Annotated in this window: 17 protein-coding genes, 1 tRNA gene and 1 CRISPR repeat array (1 of these 19 running past the window's edge); of the genes, 13 read left to right on the top strand and 5 right to left on the bottom strand. The window is 62.8% G+C overall.

The annotated features are described in order from the left end of the window. Positions 1-78: 78 nt before the first annotated feature. The 3 genes from C3E79_RS10020 to C3E79_RS10010 all read right to left on the bottom strand — a co-directional run bounded on the left by C3E79_RS10020 (position 79) and on the right by C3E79_RS10010 (position 1,670). Positions 79-990: a hypothetical protein gene (locus tag C3E79_RS10020; protein ID WP_146183401.1), complete on the bottom strand. Its 912-nt coding sequence runs from the start codon at positions 988-990 to the stop codon at positions 79-81. Further along, a complete protein-coding gene (locus tag C3E79_RS10015) occupies positions 987-1,379 on the bottom strand; it encodes a hypothetical protein (protein WP_108404773.1) in 393 nt (130 codons plus the stop codon). Before C3E79_RS10015 ends, C3E79_RS10020 begins: the two co-directional genes overlap by 4 nt. A gap of 63 nt (positions 1,380-1,442) precedes the next feature. After that, positions 1,443-1,670: a hypothetical protein gene (locus C3E79_RS10010; RefSeq protein ID WP_108404772.1), complete on the bottom strand. Its 228-nt coding sequence runs from the start codon at positions 1,668-1,670 to the stop codon at positions 1,443-1,445. A gap of 277 nt (positions 1,671-1,947) precedes the next feature. On the opposite strand from C3E79_RS10010, the gene C3E79_RS10005 reads away from it, so the two are divergent. From C3E79_RS10005 to C3E79_RS09995, 3 genes are read left to right on the top strand one after another with little or no spacing between them, the layout of a single operon-like run. Beyond that, on the top strand, positions 1,948-3,012 hold the full coding sequence (locus tag C3E79_RS10005) for a phage tail protein (protein ID WP_108404771.1): 1,065 nt from the start codon (positions 1,948-1,950) through the stop codon (positions 3,010-3,012). Between the two features lie 10 nt (positions 3,013-3,022). Next, entirely contained in the window at positions 3,023-3,880 is an 858-nt protein-coding gene (locus C3E79_RS10000) for a hypothetical protein (protein WP_146183400.1), read from the top strand. Between the two features lie 51 nt (positions 3,881-3,931). Then, positions 3,932-5,881: a phage tail fiber repeat family protein gene (locus C3E79_RS09995; RefSeq protein ID WP_108404769.1), complete on the top strand. Its 1,950-nt coding sequence runs from the start codon at positions 3,932-3,934 to the stop codon at positions 5,879-5,881. A 704-nt stretch (positions 5,882-6,585) separates the two neighbouring features. On the opposite strand, the gene C3E79_RS09990 is transcribed toward C3E79_RS09995, so the two are convergent. After that, the gene (locus C3E79_RS09990; protein WP_108404768.1) at positions 6,586-6,894 is read right to left on the bottom strand and encodes a hypothetical protein; all 309 of its coding nucleotides are present in this window, start codon (positions 6,892-6,894) and stop codon (positions 6,586-6,588) included. A gap of 116 nt (positions 6,895-7,010) precedes the next feature. After that, positions 7,011-7,084, bottom strand: a tRNA-Gly gene (locus C3E79_RS09985). Between the two features lie 66 nt (positions 7,085-7,150). On the opposite strand from C3E79_RS09985, the gene dcd reads away from it, so the two are divergent. From dcd to cas2e, 10 genes are all read left to right on the top strand, one after another. Next, positions 7,151-7,717, top strand: coding sequence for a dCTP deaminase (gene dcd / locus C3E79_RS09980; RefSeq protein WP_108404767.1), 567 nt, complete (start codon positions 7,151-7,153; stop codon positions 7,715-7,717). 10 nt (positions 7,718-7,727) lie between these two features. After that, entirely contained in the window at positions 7,728-9,041 is a 1,314-nt protein-coding gene (locus tag C3E79_RS09975; protein ID WP_108404766.1) for a UDP-glucose dehydrogenase family protein, read from the top strand. A 1,598-nt stretch (positions 9,042-10,639) separates the two neighbouring features. After that, complete coding sequence (gene cas3 / locus C3E79_RS09965; RefSeq protein ID WP_158268501.1) at positions 10,640-13,420, top strand: CRISPR-associated helicase Cas3'; 2,781 nt, start codon at positions 10,640-10,642, stop codon at positions 13,418-13,420. Between the two features lie 10 nt (positions 13,421-13,430). Then, positions 13,431-15,197, top strand: a complete 1,767-nt coding sequence (casA, locus tag C3E79_RS09960; protein ID WP_108404765.1) for a type I-E CRISPR-associated protein Cse1/CasA — start codon at positions 13,431-13,433, stop codon at positions 15,195-15,197. Beyond that, entirely contained in the window at positions 15,194-15,871 is a 678-nt protein-coding gene (gene casB, locus C3E79_RS09955) for a type I-E CRISPR-associated protein Cse2/CasB (RefSeq protein ID WP_108404764.1), read from the top strand. Before casA ends, casB begins: the two co-directional genes overlap by 4 nt. Positions 15,872-15,873: 2 nt before the next feature. Further along, complete coding sequence (gene cas7e, locus C3E79_RS09950) at positions 15,874-17,010, top strand: type I-E CRISPR-associated protein Cas7/Cse4/CasC (RefSeq protein WP_108404763.1); 1,137 nt, start codon at positions 15,874-15,876, stop codon at positions 17,008-17,010. A 2-nt stretch (positions 17,011-17,012) separates the two neighbouring features. Continuing rightward, the gene (cas5e, locus tag C3E79_RS09945) at positions 17,013-17,708 is read left to right on the top strand and encodes a type I-E CRISPR-associated protein Cas5/CasD (protein ID WP_108404762.1); all 696 of its coding nucleotides are present in this window, start codon (positions 17,013-17,015) and stop codon (positions 17,706-17,708) included. Next, positions 17,705-18,391, top strand: coding sequence for a type I-E CRISPR-associated protein Cas6/Cse3/CasE (gene cas6e, locus C3E79_RS09940; protein WP_108404761.1), 687 nt, complete (start codon positions 17,705-17,707; stop codon positions 18,389-18,391). The genes cas5e and cas6e overlap by 4 nt, the downstream gene beginning before the upstream one ends. Next, complete coding sequence (gene cas1e, locus C3E79_RS09935) at positions 18,388-19,317, top strand: type I-E CRISPR-associated endonuclease Cas1e (RefSeq protein WP_108404760.1); 930 nt, start codon at positions 18,388-18,390, stop codon at positions 19,315-19,317. The genes cas6e and cas1e overlap by 4 nt, the downstream gene beginning before the upstream one ends. Continuing rightward, positions 19,314-19,667, top strand: a complete 354-nt coding sequence (gene cas2e, locus C3E79_RS09930) for a type I-E CRISPR-associated endoribonuclease Cas2e (RefSeq protein WP_108404759.1) — start codon at positions 19,314-19,316, stop codon at positions 19,665-19,667. The genes cas1e and cas2e overlap by 4 nt, the downstream gene beginning before the upstream one ends. Positions 19,668-19,727: 60 nt before the next feature. Beyond that, positions 19,728-22,927: direct repeats of the CRISPR family, unit length 29 nt; unit sequence GTGCTCCCCGCGCTAGCGGGGATGAGCCC; it runs 3,724 nt beyond the window's last position.

The following is a 22,927-nucleotide window of genomic DNA, read 5'->3' as shown; positions in this document are numbered from 1 at the left end:
ACATCACTAACATTAGTCTATCGCGCTATACATGGCAAGCCGACTATCAAACGGGGGTAGTAAACGGGGGTAGCGGGGTTATTTCTCCCTCCACACCTGCACAGATGGCCGCTCATCCACCGGAGCGTCAGGATTCCCAGCCGTGTGCGGAGCAATGAAAACCGGTTTCCGGAAAGCCCTCCCCGGCCCCCACGGCTGCTGTCGCCAATGCCCCCGCACCCACCAGCGTGAGCTCGCCTTCCTCCCCGACTCCCCACCCCTCCCAGGTGTGGCAGGTGCGGCGACCAGGGTGCGCACAGACACCCGCACCGGAGATTTCACCAGTCTCCCACCCGCAGGCTTTTTCACTCTCGCAACCACCGCCGGGCCCTCCGCGACGACACGCGACTGCGTCATGAGCAGCCACAGCGCCCCGACGATGGATTGCAGCTCACCCGCCGGGGTGGCGTAGACCTGCTCGTCAGAGGTCCCCAGCATTCGCACGTGCTCGATGCCACCGTCGATCACAGCCTCACGCGGAATCGTGAGACCCATCAGCTCCTCAAGGTCAAGATCGCTCCGCAGGGGAGAGCGCGCACCAGGCGGGACGTCTCCAGCCCATGCCCAGGCCGTCAATCGGACGTGCGTCGCGCCTGCTCTCCATCCGATAACCCGCACGGGAACACGGCTCACCTCGTCGTCGTCGGCGTGCTCATAGGGGGCCTCCATGATCGGATCGTGGAATCCGACCAGCCCAATGTCGCCCGGCATGCACGCCGATGGTGTCCACTCCGGCACCCGGGCGGACATGTCGGCGACCAGCTGGCAGAAATCACGCTCGATCCACGACAAGGGGGCCGAGGCGAGCATGGCCGCGGAATCCTCCATCAACACCCGATAATCGTCGGCCCGATCAACATCCTGCGCGGCCCAAAAGTCAGCGAGGCTCGCGTAGGAGCGGCGCGCCCGCTCGACCAGGAACGGAAAATCATGCGGAGACCACGGCATCATGCCCGCCTGATTTGGTCGAGGCGTGCGCGGGACAGGCCGGTGATTTCGATGATGTCTTTCGGCCTCACCCCTGCTCGTGCGGCGGTGAGGATCGCGGCGTCACGCACCTGCCGGGCCGTCTCGAGGTCGTCGGAGGCGCGGGCGAAATCCGCTGCCGCCTCCTCCAGGGCAGCGGTCTCGCGGGCACCGAGGTCCCCGGAGCGCTGCGCTGCCCTCACCGCGTCGGTGAGGAATCCAGCATCATCGTCGCTGATGTCGTCCGGGTCGATGGTGCGGCCTTCGAGGGCCTCGATCTGGTCGCGGTAGGTCTCGAGCGCGGCGTGGGCGGCGTCGTCGGTGATGCCGAGCGCCCCGGCGGTACGCAGTGCGAGGTCGTGCATTGTGGTCATGGTGATAGGTCCTTTTCTATGGGGAATGCCCCACCGCAGTGGGGTAGCACGATGGGGGTGGGATTAGTCCTCGAAGCAGATACGGGAGACGACGTCCCAGAAGTCGACACCTTCGCGCTCCACTAAGCCGGAGCGGTTGAGGTTGATGTTGCCGCGGTCGTCGATTTCGTCGTGCCAGACGAGCATTTCGCGAGCGATGTCCTCGGCCTGGTCGTCGGTGATGGGGTGGTCAAACCCGCCGTTGTAGATGTTCTCGGTGATGTAGTCCTGGATGGAGGTGTAGATCTTCATGGTGTTGGTTCCTTTCCTGTGGGCTTGTCTTGCTGACACCACTAACATTAGCCTAGCGTCCTATATATGGCAAGCCCGGTAGCAAACGGGGGTAAAAACGGGGGTAGTGTAGGTATGGCCCACCCGTGCTACCCTCGACGCTGTCCGCACCACCCCCCAGGTCGGACACCACAGCGCCCCGCGGAACGCCACCCCCCAGGCCCCGCGGGGCGCACCCACACGGACAACCCGATCCGCACGCTCCAATAGACCACGTCTAGACACAAAAGGAGCCACAGTGACCGTCCCCACCTACCATGACCTCGAGACAAAGCTCATTCTTCGATGGGTCGACACCGAAGACGTCATGGCCACGCAACGAGCCATCATCGAAGTCACCCCCGAAGCCGCCTACCTCGAGTTGCCCCGCGGGCTCCGCGGCGAGAAAGGCGACAAGGGCGACCCGGGCCCCGGATTCTGGTTCCGCCAACTCATCACCAACCGAAACCAACTCCCCACCAACCTCCGCGATGTCGACCGGGGTTCGGCTTTCCCTGACACCACGAGCAAGTCTCTGTGGGTGTGGGACGGCGCAGACTACTTTGAGATACCCAACTTTATTGGTTTGCGCGGCGAACCCGGCGTGACACCGCGGGTGCAGATCGGCAAGGTGGAGCCCGGCGGTGATGCAGCCGTCTCGGTGAACCAGGCCGCCTCAACGCCGGACACCTTCGTCCTAGACTTCACCCTGCCGCAGGGACCTGTCGGCCCTCCGGGGAAGAAGGGGGACACGGGGACCGCGTCGAACGTGTCCTCCTCCCCGGACGTCGATGTGTCCCGCCCCCCAGCCGTCGGCGAAGCATTGACGTGGAACGGGTCGAAGTGGGCTCCACGGAACGTCCTTGCTCCGATTGGGCCGTTCCAGATGGGGCCGAATGATTTTCAGTCGTTCTCGCAGGATCTGATTGGCTCGAGTGACCTGTCGGAGAAGCTGATTGGGTCGATGACGGTGCCGGGGTTGCCGTTTGATTGGCGTCCTGTTGTGTTGGGTGGGCATTTGCAGTGGCAGACTGATTTGGGGATTCAGTGCAACGTTGATGTGCGTGTGGGGAATGCGCAGCGTGGTGACATTGTGGGGCATGGTGTTGGCGTGCGAAATGGGTTCATTTTGCAGCATGTTTCTTTGCACCCGTGGTCGACTGGCCAGGTCGTGCCTGGTTCGACGTATGGGGTGGTGAAGGCGAATACGGCGACGACGATTTACGTTGTCATGTCTAAGGTTTACGGGTCGGTGGGGCGGTGGGACTTCACTCGTCAGAATGCGGGGTTGACGTTCATGGCGATGCCTGCGGTGATCGTGTAGGAGGTTTGTTGTGACTAATCCTGATTTTGTGCCGTCGGAACAGGTGGATGGGTTTCCGCAGGGTGGTGGGCCTAATCCGCACAATTCGTTGACTCGGGCCGATACGTTCGGGATTCGCCCGGATTTGTTTTTCCGGTTGGCGGACGTGGTGCCGAAGCGTCCGGAGATGGAGCAGCTGATGCAGCAGCAGAAGGCAACTGCTGATCGTGCGGAGGGGTTGGCGGGGGAGATTTCGGAGGCAGTGACGAAGGCTGATTTCGCCGAGTATGACGGTGATTTGCAGGCTCGTTTGTGGGGGGATCAGGGGGAGTTTAATAAGATTACGGCGCAGTTTCAGCAGAAGCAGGTTGAGATTGATGCTGCGCAGAACAGGTCGATCCAATTGTTGTCGCTGTACAACCACGGTGCGCTGTACATCCAATCAAGTTATGTGCTTGAGGCTAAGACGTGGAAGGTGCTTGATTTTTCTGGGGTTCGCGGCAGGCTGATTGGGTGCGAGCCAATTTCTGTTCAGATGGGTGGTGCGTCTGGGATGGGGTTGCGGTTTTTGTCTCCGGGTGATTGGGATGTGGACTTGCGTGTCACGCTTCCCCCTGGGAATACCGTTGCTGGCACGAGCACTGCTATTGGGGTGAGGGCGATTGCTCCTGGGGGGCAGGAGATAGGCGCCGCGAAGGCTACTAGCCGCAATGACGGATATGACGAAACTTTGGTGTTGCGCACAACTGTTTCGGTTCCGGAGGCCGGGTCTTTTGTTTTTGCGCAGGCTTATGCGTCAACTACCTCCGGGGCATCGGGGTGGTGGCCGTCTGATACTGGTCCGGAGTTGACGGAGTTGTCGGTGCGGCAGTTATCGGTGGCGGTGTAGGACAACGATTTTTGTGTGGGACTCTTCCTGGCAGGATTTAGGGAGGCTTGTATGCAGTTCACGACGGTGAAGCGTGCTATCAGGGCGGTCATGCTTGATGGTGATGATGTGGATCAGGTGCCGGAGGTTCGGCAGGTTCAGGGGCAGGTCACGTTCACGCCTGTGCTGGGGGCTGGGGATAGTGTGCAGGTGGAGACGGTGGAGGGGCCTGTCACTGTGGTGTTGTCGCCGGTGACGGTGCGTGTTTCTGATGGTGTGGTGATGCACCGGGGCAGTGTGGGTGTGCAGTTGTTTGCGGGTGGGGAGGGGTCTAATCCGCCGTTGATTCGGTGGCGTGCGTCGTTTTCTGGTTTGCAGGCGCAGGGTGTGCCGTTGGCGCTTCGTGATGTGGTGTTTGATGCGGTGCCTGGTGGGGAGGTGGATTTGACGAATGTGGCTCCGTTGGCGAATTTGGTTGAGCCGGTTGTGCGTGGGCCGCAGGGCACGTCGATTGGGCGGATCACTGTTGAGGGGGGTGATCTTGTGGTGTGGGGGCGGATTGAGTCTGGGGCGGAGGTTCGTTTGTCGACGATTCCGATGCGTGAGTTGACGGAGGGGGCGGCGGAGGATGCTGCGTTGGTTGCGTTAAATTCGACGCGGTCGACGTTGGAGGGGTTTGTGTCGCAGGCGTCGGCTTCTGCTGCGGCGGCGAAATCGTCGGAAACGGCTGCGGCTGGGTCGGCGTCGGCTGCCGCGTCGTCTGCTTCTTCTGCTTTGGCCTCGAAGAACAGTGCCGCGTCGTCTGCTTCTTCGGCAACGAGTTCTAAGAATGCTGCGGCGACGAGCGCGACAAATGCTGCTGGGTCGGCGACGACGGCGGAGCATTGGGCTGCTCACTCGTTGGCGTCGAAGAACTCTGCAGCGACGTCGGCGACGAATGCTGCTAATTCTGCGACTGCGGCTGCTGGGTCTGCGTCGTCTGCGAAGGCGGATGCGGATCGGGCTGCTGCGGAGGCGTTGAAGGCGACGGGCTTGCCACTGTCCGAGGTTTCGGCTGATGTGAAGCCGGGGACGGTGCCGCGTCGCACCACATCGGGCACTATCAACGCGGCTGATCCGCTGAATCCGGCGGAGGTGGCGACGAAAGGGTATACGGACGGCAAGTTGGCTAATAAGGCTGATCTTGTGGGTGGCCTTGTCCCTACGTCGCAGCTTCCTGCGGTTGCGTTGACGAAGCCGCACGTGGTGGCTAGCCGCGCTGCGATGCTCGCCCTGCCCGCCCAGGAGGGCGACGTCGCGGTGATTACGTCGGGGGCGGATAAGGGGACCTACATGCTCGGGACGGGGTCGCCCTCGGTCTTCACCTCGTGGGTGATGCTTGTCGCCCCCACCGATGTGGTCACCAGCGTGAATGGGCAGATCGGGGCGGTGAACCTCACCGCCGCCAACGTGGGGGCCGCACCATCGGCGCACACGCACACCATGTCACAGGTGACCGACCTACCAGCCTTGGAAACCCCCATCCGTGAGGCATACGACAGGGCCAACAAAATCGCTGTGCGCGACAGCAAGGGCCGTCTCCTCTCGCAGAATTACGCGTCGGCCGCGGAGGTACTGGCGACCGAAACCGAACTGCCGCACACGCTCGCCTCACTGTGGGCGGCGCGGCAAGTGGCTGGGGATGTGCTGGCTAAGAGCACGATCCCGCAGTCTCAGGTGGTCGGCCTACAGTCCGCCCTGGACGGCAAGGCCGCTGCATCGCACACTCACACCACCGCGCAGGTCACAGGACTCGACACCGCACTAGCAGGCAAAGCCGCCGCCTCGCACACGCACACCATTGCGAATGTGACGGGCCTACAGTCCGCCCTGGACGGTAAGGCGAATACAGCGACCGTGTCTCAGCGCCCCGCGCTTTTTTCCGGCGCTGGTGCCCCACCCGCGTCGATTCCTGGCGCAGTGGTGGGCGACTGGTGGCTAGACACCGACACTAAAAACCTCTACATAATCACAGGAGTTTAAGCATGGCTATTACAGCAGCAGTCGTGACCGCCCTCGGCGGAGGGAAAGTTGACTACGTCCCCATAACTGCCAACACGAGAGAAATCACGGTCACACTGCCCCCCGGAAGTTGGCTTGTACAGGTGGAAGTCGAGAACTCGGCCGACTCGCCGCAAACTGTAGTTCTGGGAGGGAAACAAACCACGATCCCTCCCAGAGTTCCATTTCTGGTGACTCGATTTGTACAAGGCGGGGTACTTACGGGCAAGGGAACCTTATACACCGCCTATAGCCACGGTATCGCTATCCGACTCGGCGACTAACCACCCCACCAACCACACAACCCGTATAAGGAGCACCTTATGGCTATCACTACGCAACTCATCGGAACCCTCGCGGGGGGGGGGGTAAAACCTTCGCAGGACTCATAACCACCACGGGAACACGAACGTTCGGCGAAGCAGGCAAAACCTACACCGTCGCCGTGCGCTCGAAAAGCATTTCCGGAAACGTCAACGGCATATCATTTTCAACTAACTTCCCAATCGATAACTGGTACACCACGAACGGGCCAATTGTGGTAACCGTCGGCACTATTCTCACGGGTAGTGAGCTGTACATCTACGCAACAGAAGCCGCCCCTATCTAAACCCCTCAACCCCCTGACCGCCACGGGCCAGGGGGTTTACTCATGCCAGCAGAAAGGAGGAAGCGCATGGCGGACACTAGTGGTCCTCGTCGGAACCAACTTCCTCCAGGACGAAGTTAATTACCCGCCCATCTTCTCCAGCCTGACCCATTTCCAACCGGGCTAACGCCCCGGCAATGTCGAACACCAAGCCGCGAATCTGCTCCACAAGAAGGGGTATCACGTCCTTAACGTCGTGAGTTCCAGCCAGGGAACCAAGCCGCGTGAAAGCCTGATCCATGAACTCTGCCGCCAATGGTGCACCAGCCGCCGACAACGCGGCATGAACATCATCAGCCGCAACGCCGCCATTAACAACCTTGATGCGGATCTCTGTCTCATCCATGCCGACCACGATACCTGGACAAATCTCACCGAGCAGCCGTACACTCGCGCCAGTAGAAGGTGCATGACCTACTGCATGACCACTGGGTGCATGACCTGCAAAAACACTGGTTTACGTGGAGCCGGCGACGAGAATCGAACTCGCACTCTCAGCTTGGGAAGCTGATGTTCTACCACTAAACTACGCCGGCAGTGTCGCTCACTTTAGCACCTGTGCCCGCGGGAATAAAAAACGCCCAGGGAAGTAGACTAGGGGCGTGCTTTTATCGGACCAAGACATCTGCGCCGCCGTCGATTCGGGCCACCTCGGCATCGAGCCTTATGACCGGGGGTTGGTTCAGCCGTCGTCAGTCGACGTGCGTATGGACAAGTTCTTCCGCGTGTTCAACAACTCGCGCTACACCCACATCGACCCGAAAGAGGAGATGCCGGATCTGACCACGCTCGTCGAGGTCACAGATGGCGATGCCTTCGTCCTCCACCCCGGCGAGTTCGTGCTCGCCTCTACCTTGGAGATGTTCACGCTGCCGGCGGATTTGGCGGGCAGGCTTGAGGGCAAGTCCTCGCTCGGCAGGCTGGGTCTGCTCACGCACTCCACCGCGGGGTTTATTGACCCAGGCTTCTCCGGCCACATCACCTTGGAGCTCTCGAACGTGGCCAACCTGCCGATCACGCTGTGGCCGGGGATGAAGATTGGCCAGCTCGCGCTGTTTAAGATGACCTCGCCGGCGCAGACTCCCTACGGCTCGGGTGCGCTGGGGTCGAAGTACCAGGGGCAGAGGGGTCCTACTCCATCCAAGGCGTATTTGAACTTCTCCGACTAAGCTCTGCGTCATGCGTATGACGGTTATTGGCACCGGTTACCTCGGCGCGACCCACGCCGCCTGCATGGCCGAGCTCGGCCACGACGTGCTCGGCGTGGATGTGGACGTGAACAAGATCGAGCTGCTCAAGGCGGGCAAGGTCCCGTTCTTCGAGCCGGGCCTGCCGGAGGTTGTTGAGCGCAACATCGCGGCCGGGCGGCTGGATTTCACCACCGACTACGCCCGCGCCGCCGAGTTCGCGGACGTGCACTTCATTGGCGTGGGCACCCCGCAACAGCGCGGCTCCTATGCCGCCGATACCCGCTACGTCGAGGCCGTGATCGATGATCTCGTCCCCCACCTCACCGGCAGCCACCTCATCCTGGGCAAGTCCACTGTCCCGGTGGGTACCGCCGCGGCGCTGCAGGAGCGCGCTGACGCGCTAGCGCCCGAGGGCGCGGAGGTCGAGGTTGCCTGGAACCCCGAGTTCCTCCGCGAGGGCTACGCCGTCAAGGACACCATCGAGCCGGATCGCCTGGTCCTGGGCACCCGCGAGGGGTCGAAGGCGGAGGCGATTGCCCGCGAGATCTACGCCACGCCGCTGGCCAACGGCACCCCGTTTATTGTCACGGACCTGCAGACCGCGGAGCTGGTGAAGGTCTCCGCCAACGCGTTTTTGGCCACGAAGATCTCCTTTATCAACGCGGTGAGCGAGGTCTGCGAGATCGTTGGTGCCGATGTCACCCAGCTGGCGGACGCGATTGGTTACGACGACCGCATCGGACGGAAGTTCTTAGGCGCCGGCCTCGGCTTTGGAGGCGGCTGCCTGCCCAAGGACATCCGCGCGTTCATGGCGCGCGCCGGCGAGCTCGGCGCCGACCAGGCGCTCACCTTCCTCCGCGAGGTCGATGCCATCAACATGCGGCGCCGTCAGCGCGTCGTGGATATTGCTCGCGAGGAGCTCGGCTCGCTCATCGGCAGGCGCGTCACCGTGCTGGGTGCGGCGTTCAAGCCGAACTCCGACGACGTGCGCGACTCGCCGGCGCTTGCCGTGGCCGGCCAGCTCTCCCTCGCCGGCGCGGCCGTGCGCGTGTTCGACCCGGAGGCCATGGACAACGCCCGCCGCGTCTTCCCCACGCTCGATTACGCATCTTCGCTTGACGACGCCTTAACAAACGCCGAACTCGTCATCCTCGCCACCGAGTGGCAGCAGTTCCGGGACATCGACCCGGCCGCCGCGGGCGAGCTCGTGGACCAGCGCCTCATTATCGACGGCCGCAACGTCCTGCCCACCGAGGCCTGGCAGGCCGCGGGGTGGAAGATGCGGGCGCTAGGGCGTGGGTAGTTGATCGCGGCGGGTGCCGCGTAAGCTCAGCGACGTGCGGGTCCCGTGTGAGCTGGATGTGGCTCACCGGCGGAAAGGGGAGGGGGTACGCCTCATCCAGGTTGATGTTCACCACGTCGGTGGTGGTGTCGATGCTTTCCAGGATTGACGCGTTGGAGGAGGTGACGGTGCGGTCGGCCGGATGTGTAGATCGAAGCGTACACGAGGTGCGGATCCGAGACCTTGATGTTCGGGTTGTCATCAACGAAGGTAGAGCGCCAAATGCTGCAGCGCCCCGACTCCGGCAAACGCCTTGGCCAGTCTGGGCGGCCGGGCTATGAGGGGCTCGAGCCGCTCGGCCAGCCCGCTGGGGTCGGTGTCGGATGGCCACGAAGCGGCGCACGTATTCAGCCATACCCGTGCCGATGCAGAGCCGTGTAAGCAGACCCCTTTGCGAGTGCGCGATGATGCCCGCATTGTCAAAGTCTGTGGCAACGTTCACCTTCTCCACTTTCTGCGCAAGTTCGACGACCAGGTCGTTTAGGTCGCCCAGCCCGTACAGCAAAGGGATTAGCCCGGTCAGGCCTGCGCGACCGGCGACCCCCGTAGTCCCAACCCCACGTCCAGTAACTGTGGTGCCGCAGACACCGGGAGTTGGACGTGAGGCTTACCGCGTAGAGCGTGAAACCGTGCACGTATTGCACTGGGGTGGGGTGCGTCGGGTGAAGAGACCGGATCGTTGAAGGGGAATTTCGGGAGGGACGCTATTTCGCGGCGAAGCCCCCGGCGATCATGGCCGCAAATTCCAGGTAGGTGAGCCTCATAACACTCAGCCTACGAGCACTTTTCCCGCTTGCCCGCGCCGCGGGGCACGGCACGGACGGCAATCGGGCTGGGGAGCGAGCACCGCGGAACAGGAGATGTGCAAGTATGCCAAGCATTCGGTAACTCCATCGCTTACGCGCTTACGACGAGGAAGGCATCGCAACCTGGAACGTTTCCGACGAACAGTGGGAATCGAAGCTAGAAGGCGCAGGTTTTATCGATGTATTCGTGAGCCTCAAAAGCGCTGATGTCGATCCAGACGGAGATTGTGTCCGCCATTGTGATAGTTCTGCAGTTGATACGGTACGAAAGAGGTTGCGTTTGGCATCTCGGGTCCGTCGCGGAGCGCCACATGGCACCCAGAGACATGGCTCGAAAAGCTGACGGCCCCGGAGAACCCGTGCTACAAGCAATAGTCTCGTTCGGATGGTGCGCATCCGAACGGGTCCTCCGATTGGAGTCGACGACGAGAATCGAACTCACGCTCTCAGCCTGGGGAGAAGCTATTCTGCCATTAGACTACGTCGAACTTGATACACTGGTGACGGCTAACACCCGCGCGAAAGATGGTGTGATTTGTGCCGGTAATGTGCGGAGTTTGTGGGAGTGGAGGAAGCTAGGGTGGAGGCAGACGGCTGATTTGGCGTTGCCCAGGATGGGTAATGCCGCTAAGAAAATCAGCGAAAGTATGCGGATCTCCCTCGCGCCGATATTACGATCCTTCTAGCTGTGCTCAGTCTATGACCAGCGAGCGCTGCACGCGCGTCAAACTTCACACCCCATTGAGGAGCACGATGAAGCTACCATCTTCCACCGTCGAATTCGCCGCTACCGCCCAGGACTGGGTGAATGACCGTTCGCCTCAGGCTCGCGCCCTGTGGGCGAAATCCGGCGACGAGACCGGACACTTGACCCTTCCCCAACATTTGCTGGACACGGCCTGCGCAGCTGCGGCGGTCTACGATCTGTGGGTACCGGACACGATGAAAAGGTGGTTCGCGGACAAGCTGCGGGTACCCGAGGGCGACGTCCGCGCGATCTACATCTTCTTGGCGGGTGTTCATGACGTTGGGAAGGCCACGGTCACCTTTCAGTGCCAGGGCTTCCGTGCCGAGTTCGAGGCTCTTTTCTCGGCTGTGCGCGACGCGGGACTTCCGGGTGAGATGAACGTGAAAGAGCGCGAGTTACGCACGTTCCCACACGGCGTGGCCTCCGGGATCATCGTCGGCAATTGGCTTTCCGCGCACGGGTGCGATCCGCGGTTGAGCCAGGTTGTCGACGCCCACCACGGCGTTGCATCCTCAGGTGACCTCAGCACCGAGAAATGCGCCTTAGACAGGTACCCCCGGCCGTGGAAGGATGTGCACGAGGAGCTTATTGGGGCGATGGCGGAGCTAACAGGCGTGGAACCTGCGCTAGAGCGGGCGTGCGGGAGCGCCGCACGACGCATCAGGGTGCCCGTCCTGCAGCTGCTCACCGGCCTCGTGGTCATGGCGGACTGGATTGCCTCCGATCAGGATGCCTTCCCGATGGTGGTAGATGCTTCCCAGGTCGAGCGCCTGCGTCGCGGCCTCGAGCTCACCGACCTCACAGGCCCCATTGCGTTTCGTGGCCTACGCGAGTCGGCGGACCAAATCTTCAACCGGTCCTTCGGCTTTTCTCCCCGCACGGTGCAGCGCGAACTCTACCGCGCAGCCGCTGCACTGGACGGGCCCGCAATAGTAATTCTCGAGGCGGAGACCGGGGCGGGGAAGACCGAGGCCGCTCTCGCAGCGACGGAAGCGATGGGGATCCGCGCGCAGGGCATCTACTTCGCCGCACCAACAATGGCGACGGCGAACGGACTGCTCGAGCGCGTGATGGACTGGGCGGCGCGGTTGACAGAGGGCGGTGAGGTCTCGTCTCTCTACCTCGCGCACTCGAAGAATCAGCTCTCCGAGCCTTTTAGGCACTTGCGCTATTACGGCGTCGGGCGCGATCACGGGGACGCCGGCAGCGTGGTGGCCAGCACGTGGATGAGTGGACGCCGCCGCGGGCTCTTATCCAACATTGTCGTGGGCACAATCGACCAGGTCTTGATGATGGCGTTGCGGCAGCGCTACTCCATGCTGCGACACGTGGCGCTGGCGGGGAAAGTCGTGATTTTCGACGAGGTGCACGCCTTCGACACCTACACGTCGGACTACCTTGAGCGGACCATTCGCTGGCTGTCGTACTATGGGGCGAGCGTTATCATCATGTCGGCGACGCTGCCACCGAGTCGTCGTCAAGCGTTGGCTCGCGCTTACACGGAGGTACCGCTCCCCGAGGTTCCCGACGCCGCCTACCCCCTCATCACCGTGGCAACGGAAGACTCCGCGCGGGTGATCCCGGTGGAGCCTGCGCCCACGAATCTTGCGGCGCGAGTGCGGATCATTCCCGATTCCCTAAGCGAACTCGTGGCTGAGCTTGAGGGATTACTCGTGGACGGCGGGTGCGTGCTCATCATCGCCAACACCATCGAGCGTGCCCAGGAAACCTACCGCAAGTTTAAGGAACGCTACCCGCAGGACGTGGAGCTACACCACGCAGGTTTCATGGCGTTGCAACGTGTGGCCAAGGAGGACGCGCTCCGCGCAGCGCTGGGCCCTACGAGTCACCGCGGCTCGGGCAGGCCGCATCTGCGCATCGTCGTGGCCACGCAGGTCGCCGAGCAAAGCCTCGATATCGACGCCGACGTGCTCATCACCGACATCGCGCCGATGGATCTTATTGTGCAGCGCATCGGGCGCCTGCACAGGCACAAGCGCCCAGACTCCGACCGACCGGCGAAACTGCTTAACCCGCAGGTCTTGATCCGCGGCGTGGTAAAGCGAGGTCCGGTCCCGCAGTTCAATTCCGGGGCGGCTGCCGTATACGGCCGCAAGCTTCTCCTGGCAACGCTGGCCAACCTTCCCGAAACGTTCCGACGCCCCGACGACATCGCTGGGCTAGTTCGTACCGTGTACTCCGACGGCCCGGAGATCCCTTCCGAGTGGCGGGACGCATGGGAGGAGGCAATGCGCGAGGACGACCAGCGCGTCTCCACTGCGCACGGACGAGCGGCAACGTTCATGATTCCAGAGCCGGAAGATACAAAGTACTTTTCCGACATTTTCTCTCTTCCGAATTCAGAGTTAGCTGAGCTTGACTGCGAGGAAAAGGGGAACGCCCAGGTGCGCGATGCCGAACCCACCGTGGAGGTCATTCCAATACGCAGGAGCGGAGAGGGGAGCGATGTCTACTACGCCTGCGGCGGAAATTTCGGCGCTCTCGTTGAGAGCGAGGAACCTTCCTATCCCGTTGCCCGCCACTTAAGTTCGAGTACGGTCCGCCTTCCGGCCCGCGTGACCAGGTTTAACCGCGACTTCGAGGCGGTAGTGGGCGGCCTAGAGGAGCTCACCCCGGTGGGGTGGCGGGAGAGCAACCTGCTGAAGGGACAGCTCGCATTGCCGCTTGATCCGGACGGTGAGATCACGCTCGGGCGCTTCACTTTGCGCTACACGGACGAGCTTGGAATCGAAATTGCGAGCGATGATTCGCTGAAAAGTGTCTAGGAGCTCGTGTATGGTGCAAGCACCGCCATTCAAAAGGCGGGAGCAAGCACACGGCAAGAAAAAATCAAGAAAAAGAAAGGAGGACCAGAGCTTGGAAGAAGCGCAATTCAACTTGGTTGATGACCCGTGGATTATCGTGCACGACACGGTGGGAACGCCCCACACGGTGGGAATACGCTCGCTTTTCGACGGATCCGTCCAGGCGGTCTCGATCGTCGGCGATTCCCCCACCCAGGACTACGCGCTGTTGCGCGTCCTGCTGGCCATCTTCTGGCGCGCCCACCACGACGCGCTCGCCCCGCAGCTGGCTACCAGGAAGGGCAGGGACGATTTCGAGTGGAACGAGTGGTTCGCCCAGACCAGGCAGCGGCTTGCGAAGGACGGCCGCGACGACGCGGTCCTGGAGTACCTGGAGAAATACCGCGATAGGTTCGAGCTTTTCGACCCGGTGGCCCCCTTTATGCAGGTTGCGGATCTGCATACGGAGAGTGGGGAAACGAGCCCGATATCGCGCATTGTGCCAGAGCTGGCGCAGGACCACTTTGCGCTGCGCGCCGGAGAGGCACGAGAATCGCTCACTTTCGCAGAAGCCGCGAGGTGGCTTATTCACACCCAGGCATACGACCACGCCGGCAACAAGACTGGGGCCGTCGGGGACCCCCGTGTCATCAGGGGAAACGTGAATTCGAAAGGACCTGGTTGGACAGGGCAAACGGGTGGGACGGTGGTACTGCGTCCCACGCTCCTCGAGACCCTTCTTTTTAACACCACAAAGGAGGCCGTTTTCGCCGGAAACGACGACGATCATCCCGTCTGGGAGCGCGAACCGGACACGTCTGCAGGGCGCGAGGAAGCTGTCCCGAAGGGGTCGGCGGACTTGGCTACGTGGCAGGCACGGCGTGTACGTCTTTTCCCCAACGACGGAAGAGTCACGGCTTGTCTACTTACGACGGGTGAGCGAATTGTTGGCGCTGGGAAAAACGTCTTCGGTGACCCAATGACGCCCTACAGGTTCAGCAAGAACAAATCGACTGAAAATAATTCAGCCTATTTTGCTCAGCAGTACGATCGTTCCCGAACGATGTGGCGCTCGCTGGATCCGCTCATCGCAACTCAATCCGACCCTGGATTCGATGACAAGACTAGGGCACCCATCCGGCCGAAAACGCTGGAGAACCTTGGGGACCTTGCGAGAGAGGGGACCATTGAAAGAGACGTTCTTAATCTTCGCATTGTGTCCATGGGGTACGGGTCGAACGCCTCTGTCGTCGAGACAGTGGTGAGTGCAAGCATTAACCTTCCCGTCGTCTTCTTCGAGGACGACGAGCTGGCCAAAGAAGCACGTTCGACGGCCCGCAGCGCCGCCACAGCGACGACGGACGCTGCCGAGAGCATTGGGTGGTTCGCCGGGCAGCTATACGTTGCGGCCGGCGGAGAATATGTCTTCGGCTCCGACGCAGCGGATCGCTTCTTGGCTCGCCTCGAGCCGCAGTTCAACCAGTGGCTCGCCGCAATGAACTGGGAGAACCTAGATGAATCGGCAGAGCGCTGGCAGCAAGTCGTCTTGGCGGAGGCGAAGCTCCAGGCGGACGAGCTGGTCGCCGGTGCTGGTCCGAAGGCGCTGGCCGGCAGGGTGGTCCCTCCCCGCAACGAGGGAGATAAGCCCATCGTGCTGAGCGCGGGCGGCTTACGCGACGCGCTGGCGCGTCGGCTGCGCAAGAACCTGCCGCTCGTCCATCCGAAAAAGACCTCTACGCACAAGGAGAGTGCATCATGACGGCAGAACCGTCGCACGACGTCGGGCAGCAACTGCGGTTCGCCGTCGGCCACACCGCCACACGCCTCCAGGAGGCGTACCTGGGGGCCAGCGGAGACCGCGAGGCAGCGAGCGCGCGAGGAGTACTCGCCGGGCTTCGCGCCAACGGCTCCCGCCCCCTTCAAGAAAACCCGCTCGGCCTGCAGGAGACCCTCCTGGTCTTATCGCCGCCGGCGCCGGAGGAACCACTGCGCCGGGGGAAGGAGTTTTCGGATTCCGAGTACGCGGCCTACACCGCTTTGTCTCTTTTTGCTCGACACATGCAAAGCGCGAAAGCACCCGTCCACACCGAAGAACGTTCCTTCGCCCAGGCCTGCGGGCGCCTCGTTGCGCTGAGCGACTCCGCCTCCATCAAGCCGCGTTTCGACGCGATGCAGCTCGCCGCGACCGAGGAAGCGCGCGCAACGCACCTTCGCTCGTTGGTTGACCTGCTGAAGGCGCATGAGCTCGCGTTCGACTACGGCGCATTCGCCCGCGACCTGCGCAGCCTGTCCTCGCCGAAGCGGAAGAACTCTGTGCTGCTGCGTTGGGGCCGAGAGTTCTCTCGCGGTCTGATCAACGCCACCGCAAACGGCGACACCACCGAAAGCACTAGCACCTCTGGCACCTCTGACACCACAGAAAAGGAAAACTAACCATGTCTCTCGTCATCGACGTCCACGCCCTCCAGACCGTCCCCCCGTCCCTCATCAACAGGGACGACACCGGCGCCCCGAAGTCCGCGATCTTCGGCGATGTGCCTCGTCAACGTGTGTCCTCGCAGTCCTGGAAGCGCGCCATCCGGCGCTACTTCAAGGAAAGCGGCGCCGCCGAAGAAATCGGGGCGCGCTCGCTCCGCAATCCCGAAAAGATCGCTAAAACGCTGCAGGAACGGGCCGGCTGGGATGAGGTCACGGCCATCGAGCGCGTGCAGGCACTGTTCAAGGCGGCGGGGATCACAACCGAGATTGCTAAAGCGAAGAAGCCGAAGAAGGGCGAGGAAGCCCCTGCAGAAGTGTCGCCGTACCCCCGCACCAAGTACCTGCTCTTTTTAAGCCCGCAGCAGATTGACAAGGCCGTGGAGCTTCTCATCGAGGCAGGCGGAGACAAGATCGAGAAAGCGGACGCGCGGGGAGTACTCAACGCCGAAAACTCCGTTGACGTTGCGATGTTCGGCCGGATGGTGGCGGATGATGCATTCTTCAATGTCGACGCGGCTGTCCAGGTGGCGCACGCGTTGAGTATCCACGCCGCGTCGCCGGAGTTCGACTACTTCACCGCTGTCGACGACCTCGCAGAAGATCAGGAGACCGGCGCCGGGATGATTGGAACCGTGCAGATGATGTCCTCTACGCTCTACCGCTACGCCGCGGTCAACGTGGAGGGGCTGGAGGAAAACCTCGGTTCCGCAGAAGCGGCGCGTGAGGCAGCAGTGAACTTCATCGAAGCCTTTGCAAAGTCCCTTCCGACCGGCAAGCTGAATACGTTTGCCAACCAGACGCTGCCTGAGCTGATTTACGTGGCCGTGCGCGATACGCGGCCGGTGAGCTTGGTCAACGCCTTCGAGGAACCGATTGAGACGGACGCGGAGAACGGGCGTCGTCAAGCGGGGGCGGCCGCCCTCGCGCGCGAGGAGCAAGAAATCGAGCGAACCTACGGGTTCCGCCCGCGCGCGGCGTTCGTCGCCGCGCTGGGCAGCTTGGGAGAGCCTTTCCAGGAGATCGCACAGAATGTCACCCTGGCGCAGCTGCTTGACCAGACTCGCGACGCGCTTTCCGCCGCGCAGGGGGAGTAGCCGTGACATCTTCCCTCTTGCTTCTCCTGAAAGGACCATTGCAGTCCTGGGGGGACGAATCGCGGTACAGAACGCGTGCGACAGCTGCGACACCCACCAAATCCGGGATCGTCGGGCTGCTCGCGGCGGGGCAGGGCCGGCGCCGGACGGATCCCATTGAGGACCTGGCGGAGCTCACCCTCGCCGTTCGCGTCGACCAATCCGGCAGCCTCTTGCGTGACTACCAAACGGCATACACCGGTAAGAAGACAATGCTGTCCACGCGCTATTACCTCTCGGATGCCGCCTTCGTCGCCGCAGTCGAGTCGCCGCGGCGAGAGGTGCTGGAAGGGTTGGCGGAGGCGCTCCGTGCACCGGCCTATCCGCTCTTCCTGGGGAGGCGATCCTGCCCGGCCCCTCCGAATCTTGTTATGGGCGTGCGCGACCTCCCCGCCGAAGAGGCGCTCCTTAGACATCGCGAGTGGCACGCGACCAGAACACACAAGAAGGAGCGTGAGCGGCACGTGAAGTTACCCATCTACAGGGATGCGGCACCGGGCGAGGCGGGATCCGTTCCGCGCCAGGACGTGCCCCTGTCATTTGACCAGCGGCACCGGAAGTACGGATGGAGGAATGTCATCTTGTCCAGCTTTGCCGAATTCGACAACGAGCTCGGTCGAGGCGACGACGACTTCTTTAGCGCGGTGGTGTCGGCATGACGGTGTTCACACGAGTATTGCTCAACCCGCGGACACGCGGCGGGGCGAAACTGCTCACCAATCCGCAGGCAATGCACGCCGCCGTCCGCGCAGCCTTTCCGCCGGACGTGGACGAGACGAACGGTCGCGTGCTCTGGCGCGTGGACAAGCACGAGCATGAGCGCGTGCTCTACATCGTCGGCCCGGAAAAGCCAACCACTCGGCACATCGTCGAGCAGGCCGGATGGAAAACCCGCCCAGGCGACAGCGCGGACTACGGACGGTTTCTCGATTCATTGCGAGAGGGCCAGCGCTGGCGGTTCGAGCTGGTGGCCAACCCCACCTACGCGGAACACACGCCCGGCAAGCGCGGCACCGTGAAGGCACACGTGTCTGCGGCGCACCAGCTCGGTTGGCTGTACAAGAAGTCAGCCGGTGCCGGGTTTCTCCTTGCCCCTCGCGACGGCGGCGATAACAGATGGACCGAGGCCGATATTCCGATGGTGACGGAGCGTGGCACTGACCATTTCTATCGAAATGCCCAACGTAAGGGGAGGCCTGTGCAGATCGCGAAGGCACGCTTTGCGGGAGTCCTCGAAGTCGCTGACGCCGAGCTCTTGCGGCGCACGCTCGTTCACGGCATCGGACGCGCGCGGGCCTACGGATGCGGTCTGCTCACCTTGGCTCCGGTGAAGCAGAGATGACGACGCCTGGAGAAGTTTCCACTACGCGAAAAGAGCTTACGCGTATGGGCGATCGCATTAGTTTCCTCTATGCGGAGCGATGTATGGTGAACCGAGATAACAACGCCCTGACCGTCACCGATCAGCGTGGGACCGCCTACGTTCCTGCGACGGCGATCGCCGTGTTGCTGCTCGGCCCGGGCACGCGGATCACCTACGCCGCGATGGCACTGCTTGGCGACGCCGGCTGCTCCGTCGCCTGGGTCGGGGAGAGGGGCGTGCGGTTCTACGCTGCGGGCCGCCCACCAGCGAAATCGTCTCGAATGGCGGAGGCTCAAGCGGAGATAGTCGCGCATCAGCGCAAACGGCTCGATTGTGCGCGCAGGATGTACGGACTGCGTTTTCCTGATGAAGACGTCTCGGGCCTCTCCATGGCGCAACTACGTGGGCGCGAAGGCGCGCGAATGAAACGCGTGTACGTGCGTGAGGCTGAAAGGACGGGAGTGGAGTGGAACCGGAGGTCAATTCACCCTGGCGATTACAATTCCGCCGATCCTATCAATCAAGCGCTCACGTCGGCGTCCGCGGCGCTGTACGGGGTAGCGCACGCCGTCGTTGCAGGTCTCGGATTCGTTCCATCCTTGGGGGTTGTCCACAACGGTACGGATCGATCCTTTGTATTTGACATTGCTGACCTGTACAAGGCCGAGATTGCGATACCTGCGGCCTTCGATGCGGTTGCCTCTGGTTCACCGGACCCGGGCGTCGAGGCACGGCGAAAGGTTCGCGACCAGGTAGTCGAGCACCGACTCATGCCGCGCATGGTGGCGGACCTGAAATACGTTATGGACGTCGACGACTCCGATCTGACGAGCGATGTTGAACTCTTGCTCTGGAGCGAGTTGGAAACGGTCGCGGCCGGAGTGAATTGGGCGGAGGAACCATGATGGTCCTGGTGATTACGGCCTGTCCCGCAGGTCTCAGGGGAGACGTCACTAAGTGGCTCCTTGAGATCGCGCCAGGTGTATTCGTGGGCCGACCTACGGCACGCATTAGGGATCTCCTGTGGGAGCGGACGATTTCCTTGGTGAAGGATGGGAAAGCTCTGCTCGTCTACTCGTCCGACAATGAGCAGGGAATGGAGTTTCTAACGCACCGGCACGATTGGACACCGCAGGACTTTGACGGATTGACGCTCATGGTCCGCCCCTCGCCTGGAGCCTCCAAACACTCAAATCAACGGCGCAAGGGGTGGAGCACGGCCCGGAGACAACGAAAGGCTTATGGAAGCCGTTAGTTGCGAGGGGAGTTGCACGTATACTGTCATCAAGGCTCGTATTTCCCCTGTTCAAGAAGCGTGCTCCCCGCGCTAGCGGGGATGAGCCCCTCGGCCTGTGCGATTTCGTGCGCGAGGATGGCGTGCTCCCCGCGCTAGCGGGGATGAGCCCGAGAAGAATGTTCTTGCAGCGAGCCGTCTTTTGTGCTCCCCGCGCTAGCGGGGATGAGCCCGATTTTGAGTTTTTGCACTCGATGGTTGTGAGGTGCTCCCCGCGCTAGCGGGGATGAGCCCAATTCCGAGAACGATTTTGAGCAGTCCGAGTAGTGCTCCCCGCGCTAGCGGGGATGAGCCCAATCACGAGCACGAGCACGACAATCACGAGCAGTGCTCCCCGCGCTAGCGGGGATGAGCCATATTGCAGACCGTCTGATTGGTGACGAAGAGGAGTGCTCCCCGCGCTAGCGGGGATGAGCCCCGTCGTAAGAATGTCGATGGTTTGGGGAGGGGGTGCTCCCCGCGCTAGCGGGGATGAGCCCTGGTTATGGCGGGGCTCAAGTCCTCCCCTCCGGTGCTCCCCGCGCTAGCGGGGATGAGCCGATCATCAAGGAGGGACGTCGCCGGGGTATCAGGTGCTCCCCGCGCTAGCGGGGATGAGCCCAGCTACTCGAACGCTACAACAACATGCCCTCCGTGCTCCCCGCGCTAGCGGGGATGAGCCCATGGTGTGCGTGTGCGCCGATGGTGCGGCCCCGTGCTCCCCGCGCTAGCGGGGATGAGCCCCCACGCATCGGTAATGTTAGGCGATGCGGATTGTGCTCCCCGCGCTAGCGGGGATGAGCCCTTAGCAAGTCTCATGTTGGGTGCCGCGTTTGGGTGCTCCCCGCGCTAGCGGGGATGAGCCCCTATTTGCCAACATCCTGAACACACTTGCACGGTGCTCCCCGCGCTAGCGGGGATGAGCCCCAGCGGCCAGCCCAATCGACAACGACGTCTGCGTGCTCCCCGCGCTAGCGGGGATGAGCCCTATGACGCGCGGTATCGCATCTTCATCGCGTCGTGCTCCCCGCGCTAGCGGGGATGAGCCCTGTAGGCCCGTCACATTCGCAATGGTGTGAGTGTGCTCCCCGCGCTAGCGGGGATGAGCCCTCGAACCTAGTTAGATCGGCGTGTCTGACCTGGTGCTCCCCGCGCTAGCGGGGATGAGCCCCAACACCATGAAGATCTACACGTCGATAACGGGTGCTCCCCGCGCTAGCGGGGATGAGCCCTAATGTTAGTGATGTCAGCAAGACAGGCCACAGTGCTCCCCGCGCTAGCGGGGATGAGCCCTAATGTGGAGCGTATCGAAAAATACTCCAAAGGTGCTCCCCGCGCTAGCGGGGATGAGCCCAATGGCGGCGAGCGCAGGGAACAGCACTTGAGGTGCTCCCCGCGCTAGCGGGGATGAGCCCAAGGCGGATAAATCGTTGCGTGCGTGCGCGAGGTGCTCCCCGCGCTAGCGGGGATGAGCCCAAGCATCACCCACGACGAGAACGAGGTCGGGGGTGCTCCCCGCGCTAGCGGGGATGAGCCCGCTAGAGCGCGACGAGGACGGCGAGATCGACGGTGCTCCCCGCGCTAGCGGGGATGAGCCCGAGAATGACACGCTCGCCGACCTGATCCACACGTGCTCCCCGCGCTAGCGGGGATGAGCCCACTGTAGAGGCTGCTTCTGGCGCGGTTGCGCCGTGCTCCCCGCGCTAGCGGGGATGAGCCCCACCAGGCTGCCACACATCGCCAGTCACACGGGTGCTCCCCGCGCTAGCGGGGATGAGCCCATCCCCATGCCCATCGCGGAAGTCATGCCGCAGTGCTCCCCGCGCTAGCGGGGATGAGCCCGTCGTGGCCCCGCCTTCGCGGAGTTCCCCGGCGTGCTCCCCGCGCTAGCGGGGATGAGCCCGTCACCGCCTGCACCACACCATCAACAACAATGTGCTCCCCGCGCTAGCGGGGATGAGCCCCTAGGCTGCTGCTTGCGCGTCGCAGTCATACGGTGCTCCCCGCGCTAGCGGGGATGAGCCCTTACCGACACCCCGGAGGTTCGGTTCACCCCGGTGCTCCCCGCGCTAGCGGGGATGAGCCCCACTCACCCCGAGGCTGGCTCCCCGCAGTCGGGTGCTCCCCGCGCTAGCGGGGATGAGCCCATCCCCATGCCCATCGCGGAAGTCATGCCGCAGTGCTCCCCGCGCTAGCGGGGATGAGCCCGTCGTGGCCCCGCCTTCGCGGAGTTCCCCGGCGTGCTCCCCGCGCTAGCGGGGATGAGCCCGTCACCGCCTGCACCACACCATCAACAACAATGTGCTCCCCGCGCTAGCGGGGATGAGCCCCTAGGCTGCTGCTTGCGCGTCGCAGTCATACGGTGCTCCCCGCGCTAGCGGGGATGAGCCCTTACCGACACCCCGGAGGTTCGGTTCACCCCGGTGCTCCCCGCGCTAGCGGGGATGAGCCCCACTCACCCCGAGGCTGGCTCCCCGCAGTCGGGTGCTCCCCGCGCTAGCGGGGATGAGCCCCTCGCTGGCGTCGCAATGCGCAGTGATTAGGCGTGCTCCCCGCGCTAGCGGGGATGAGCCCCGTAAAAACTGACCCGGTGATCGGCACCTACTGTGCTCCCCGCGCTAGCGGGGATGAGCCCCCCATGGCCACTGTCGGCGACATCTACTACAAGTGCTCCCCGCGCTAGCGGGGATGAGCCCACCAGCGCTCGAACTAGTGAACGATTCACGCAGTGCTCCCCGCGCTAGCGGGGATGAGCCCGCACGTCCGATTGACGGCCTGGGCATGGGCTGGTGCTCCCCGCGCTAGCGGGGATGAGCCCAGGGTGCGCACAGAGACCCGCACCGGGGATTTGTGCTCCCCGCGCTAGCGGGGATGAGCCCGTTGCCTAAACCGCCAAGAACTTCACCAAGGCGTGCTCCCCGCGCTAGCGGGGATGAGCCCGTTGCCTAAACCGCCAAGAACTTCACCAAGGCGTGCTCCCCGCGCTAGCGGGGATGAGCCCACCCCGCCGTCGCCCGCGCCGTGTACGCGTTAGTGCTCCCCGCGCTAGCGGGGATGAGCCCAACGCGCTATGCGGGGGAGAGTGCATGTCGATGTGCTCCCCGCGCTAGCGGGGATGAGCCCTTGATTGGATGTACAGCGCACCGTGGTTGTACGTGCTCCCCGCGCTAGCGGGGATGAGCCCGCTTAACGCGCAGCAAGGCGCGCTTAACGACGGTGCTCCCCGCGCTAGCGGGGATGAG

The sequence above is a fragment of the Corynebacterium liangguodongii genome (assembly GCF_003070865.1).
Taxonomy (GTDB): domain Bacteria; phylum Actinomycetota; class Actinomycetes; order Mycobacteriales; family Mycobacteriaceae; genus Corynebacterium; species Corynebacterium liangguodongii.
Note: the sequence above shows the minus strand (reverse complement) of the source record. Positions and strands in the feature narration are given on the sequence as shown.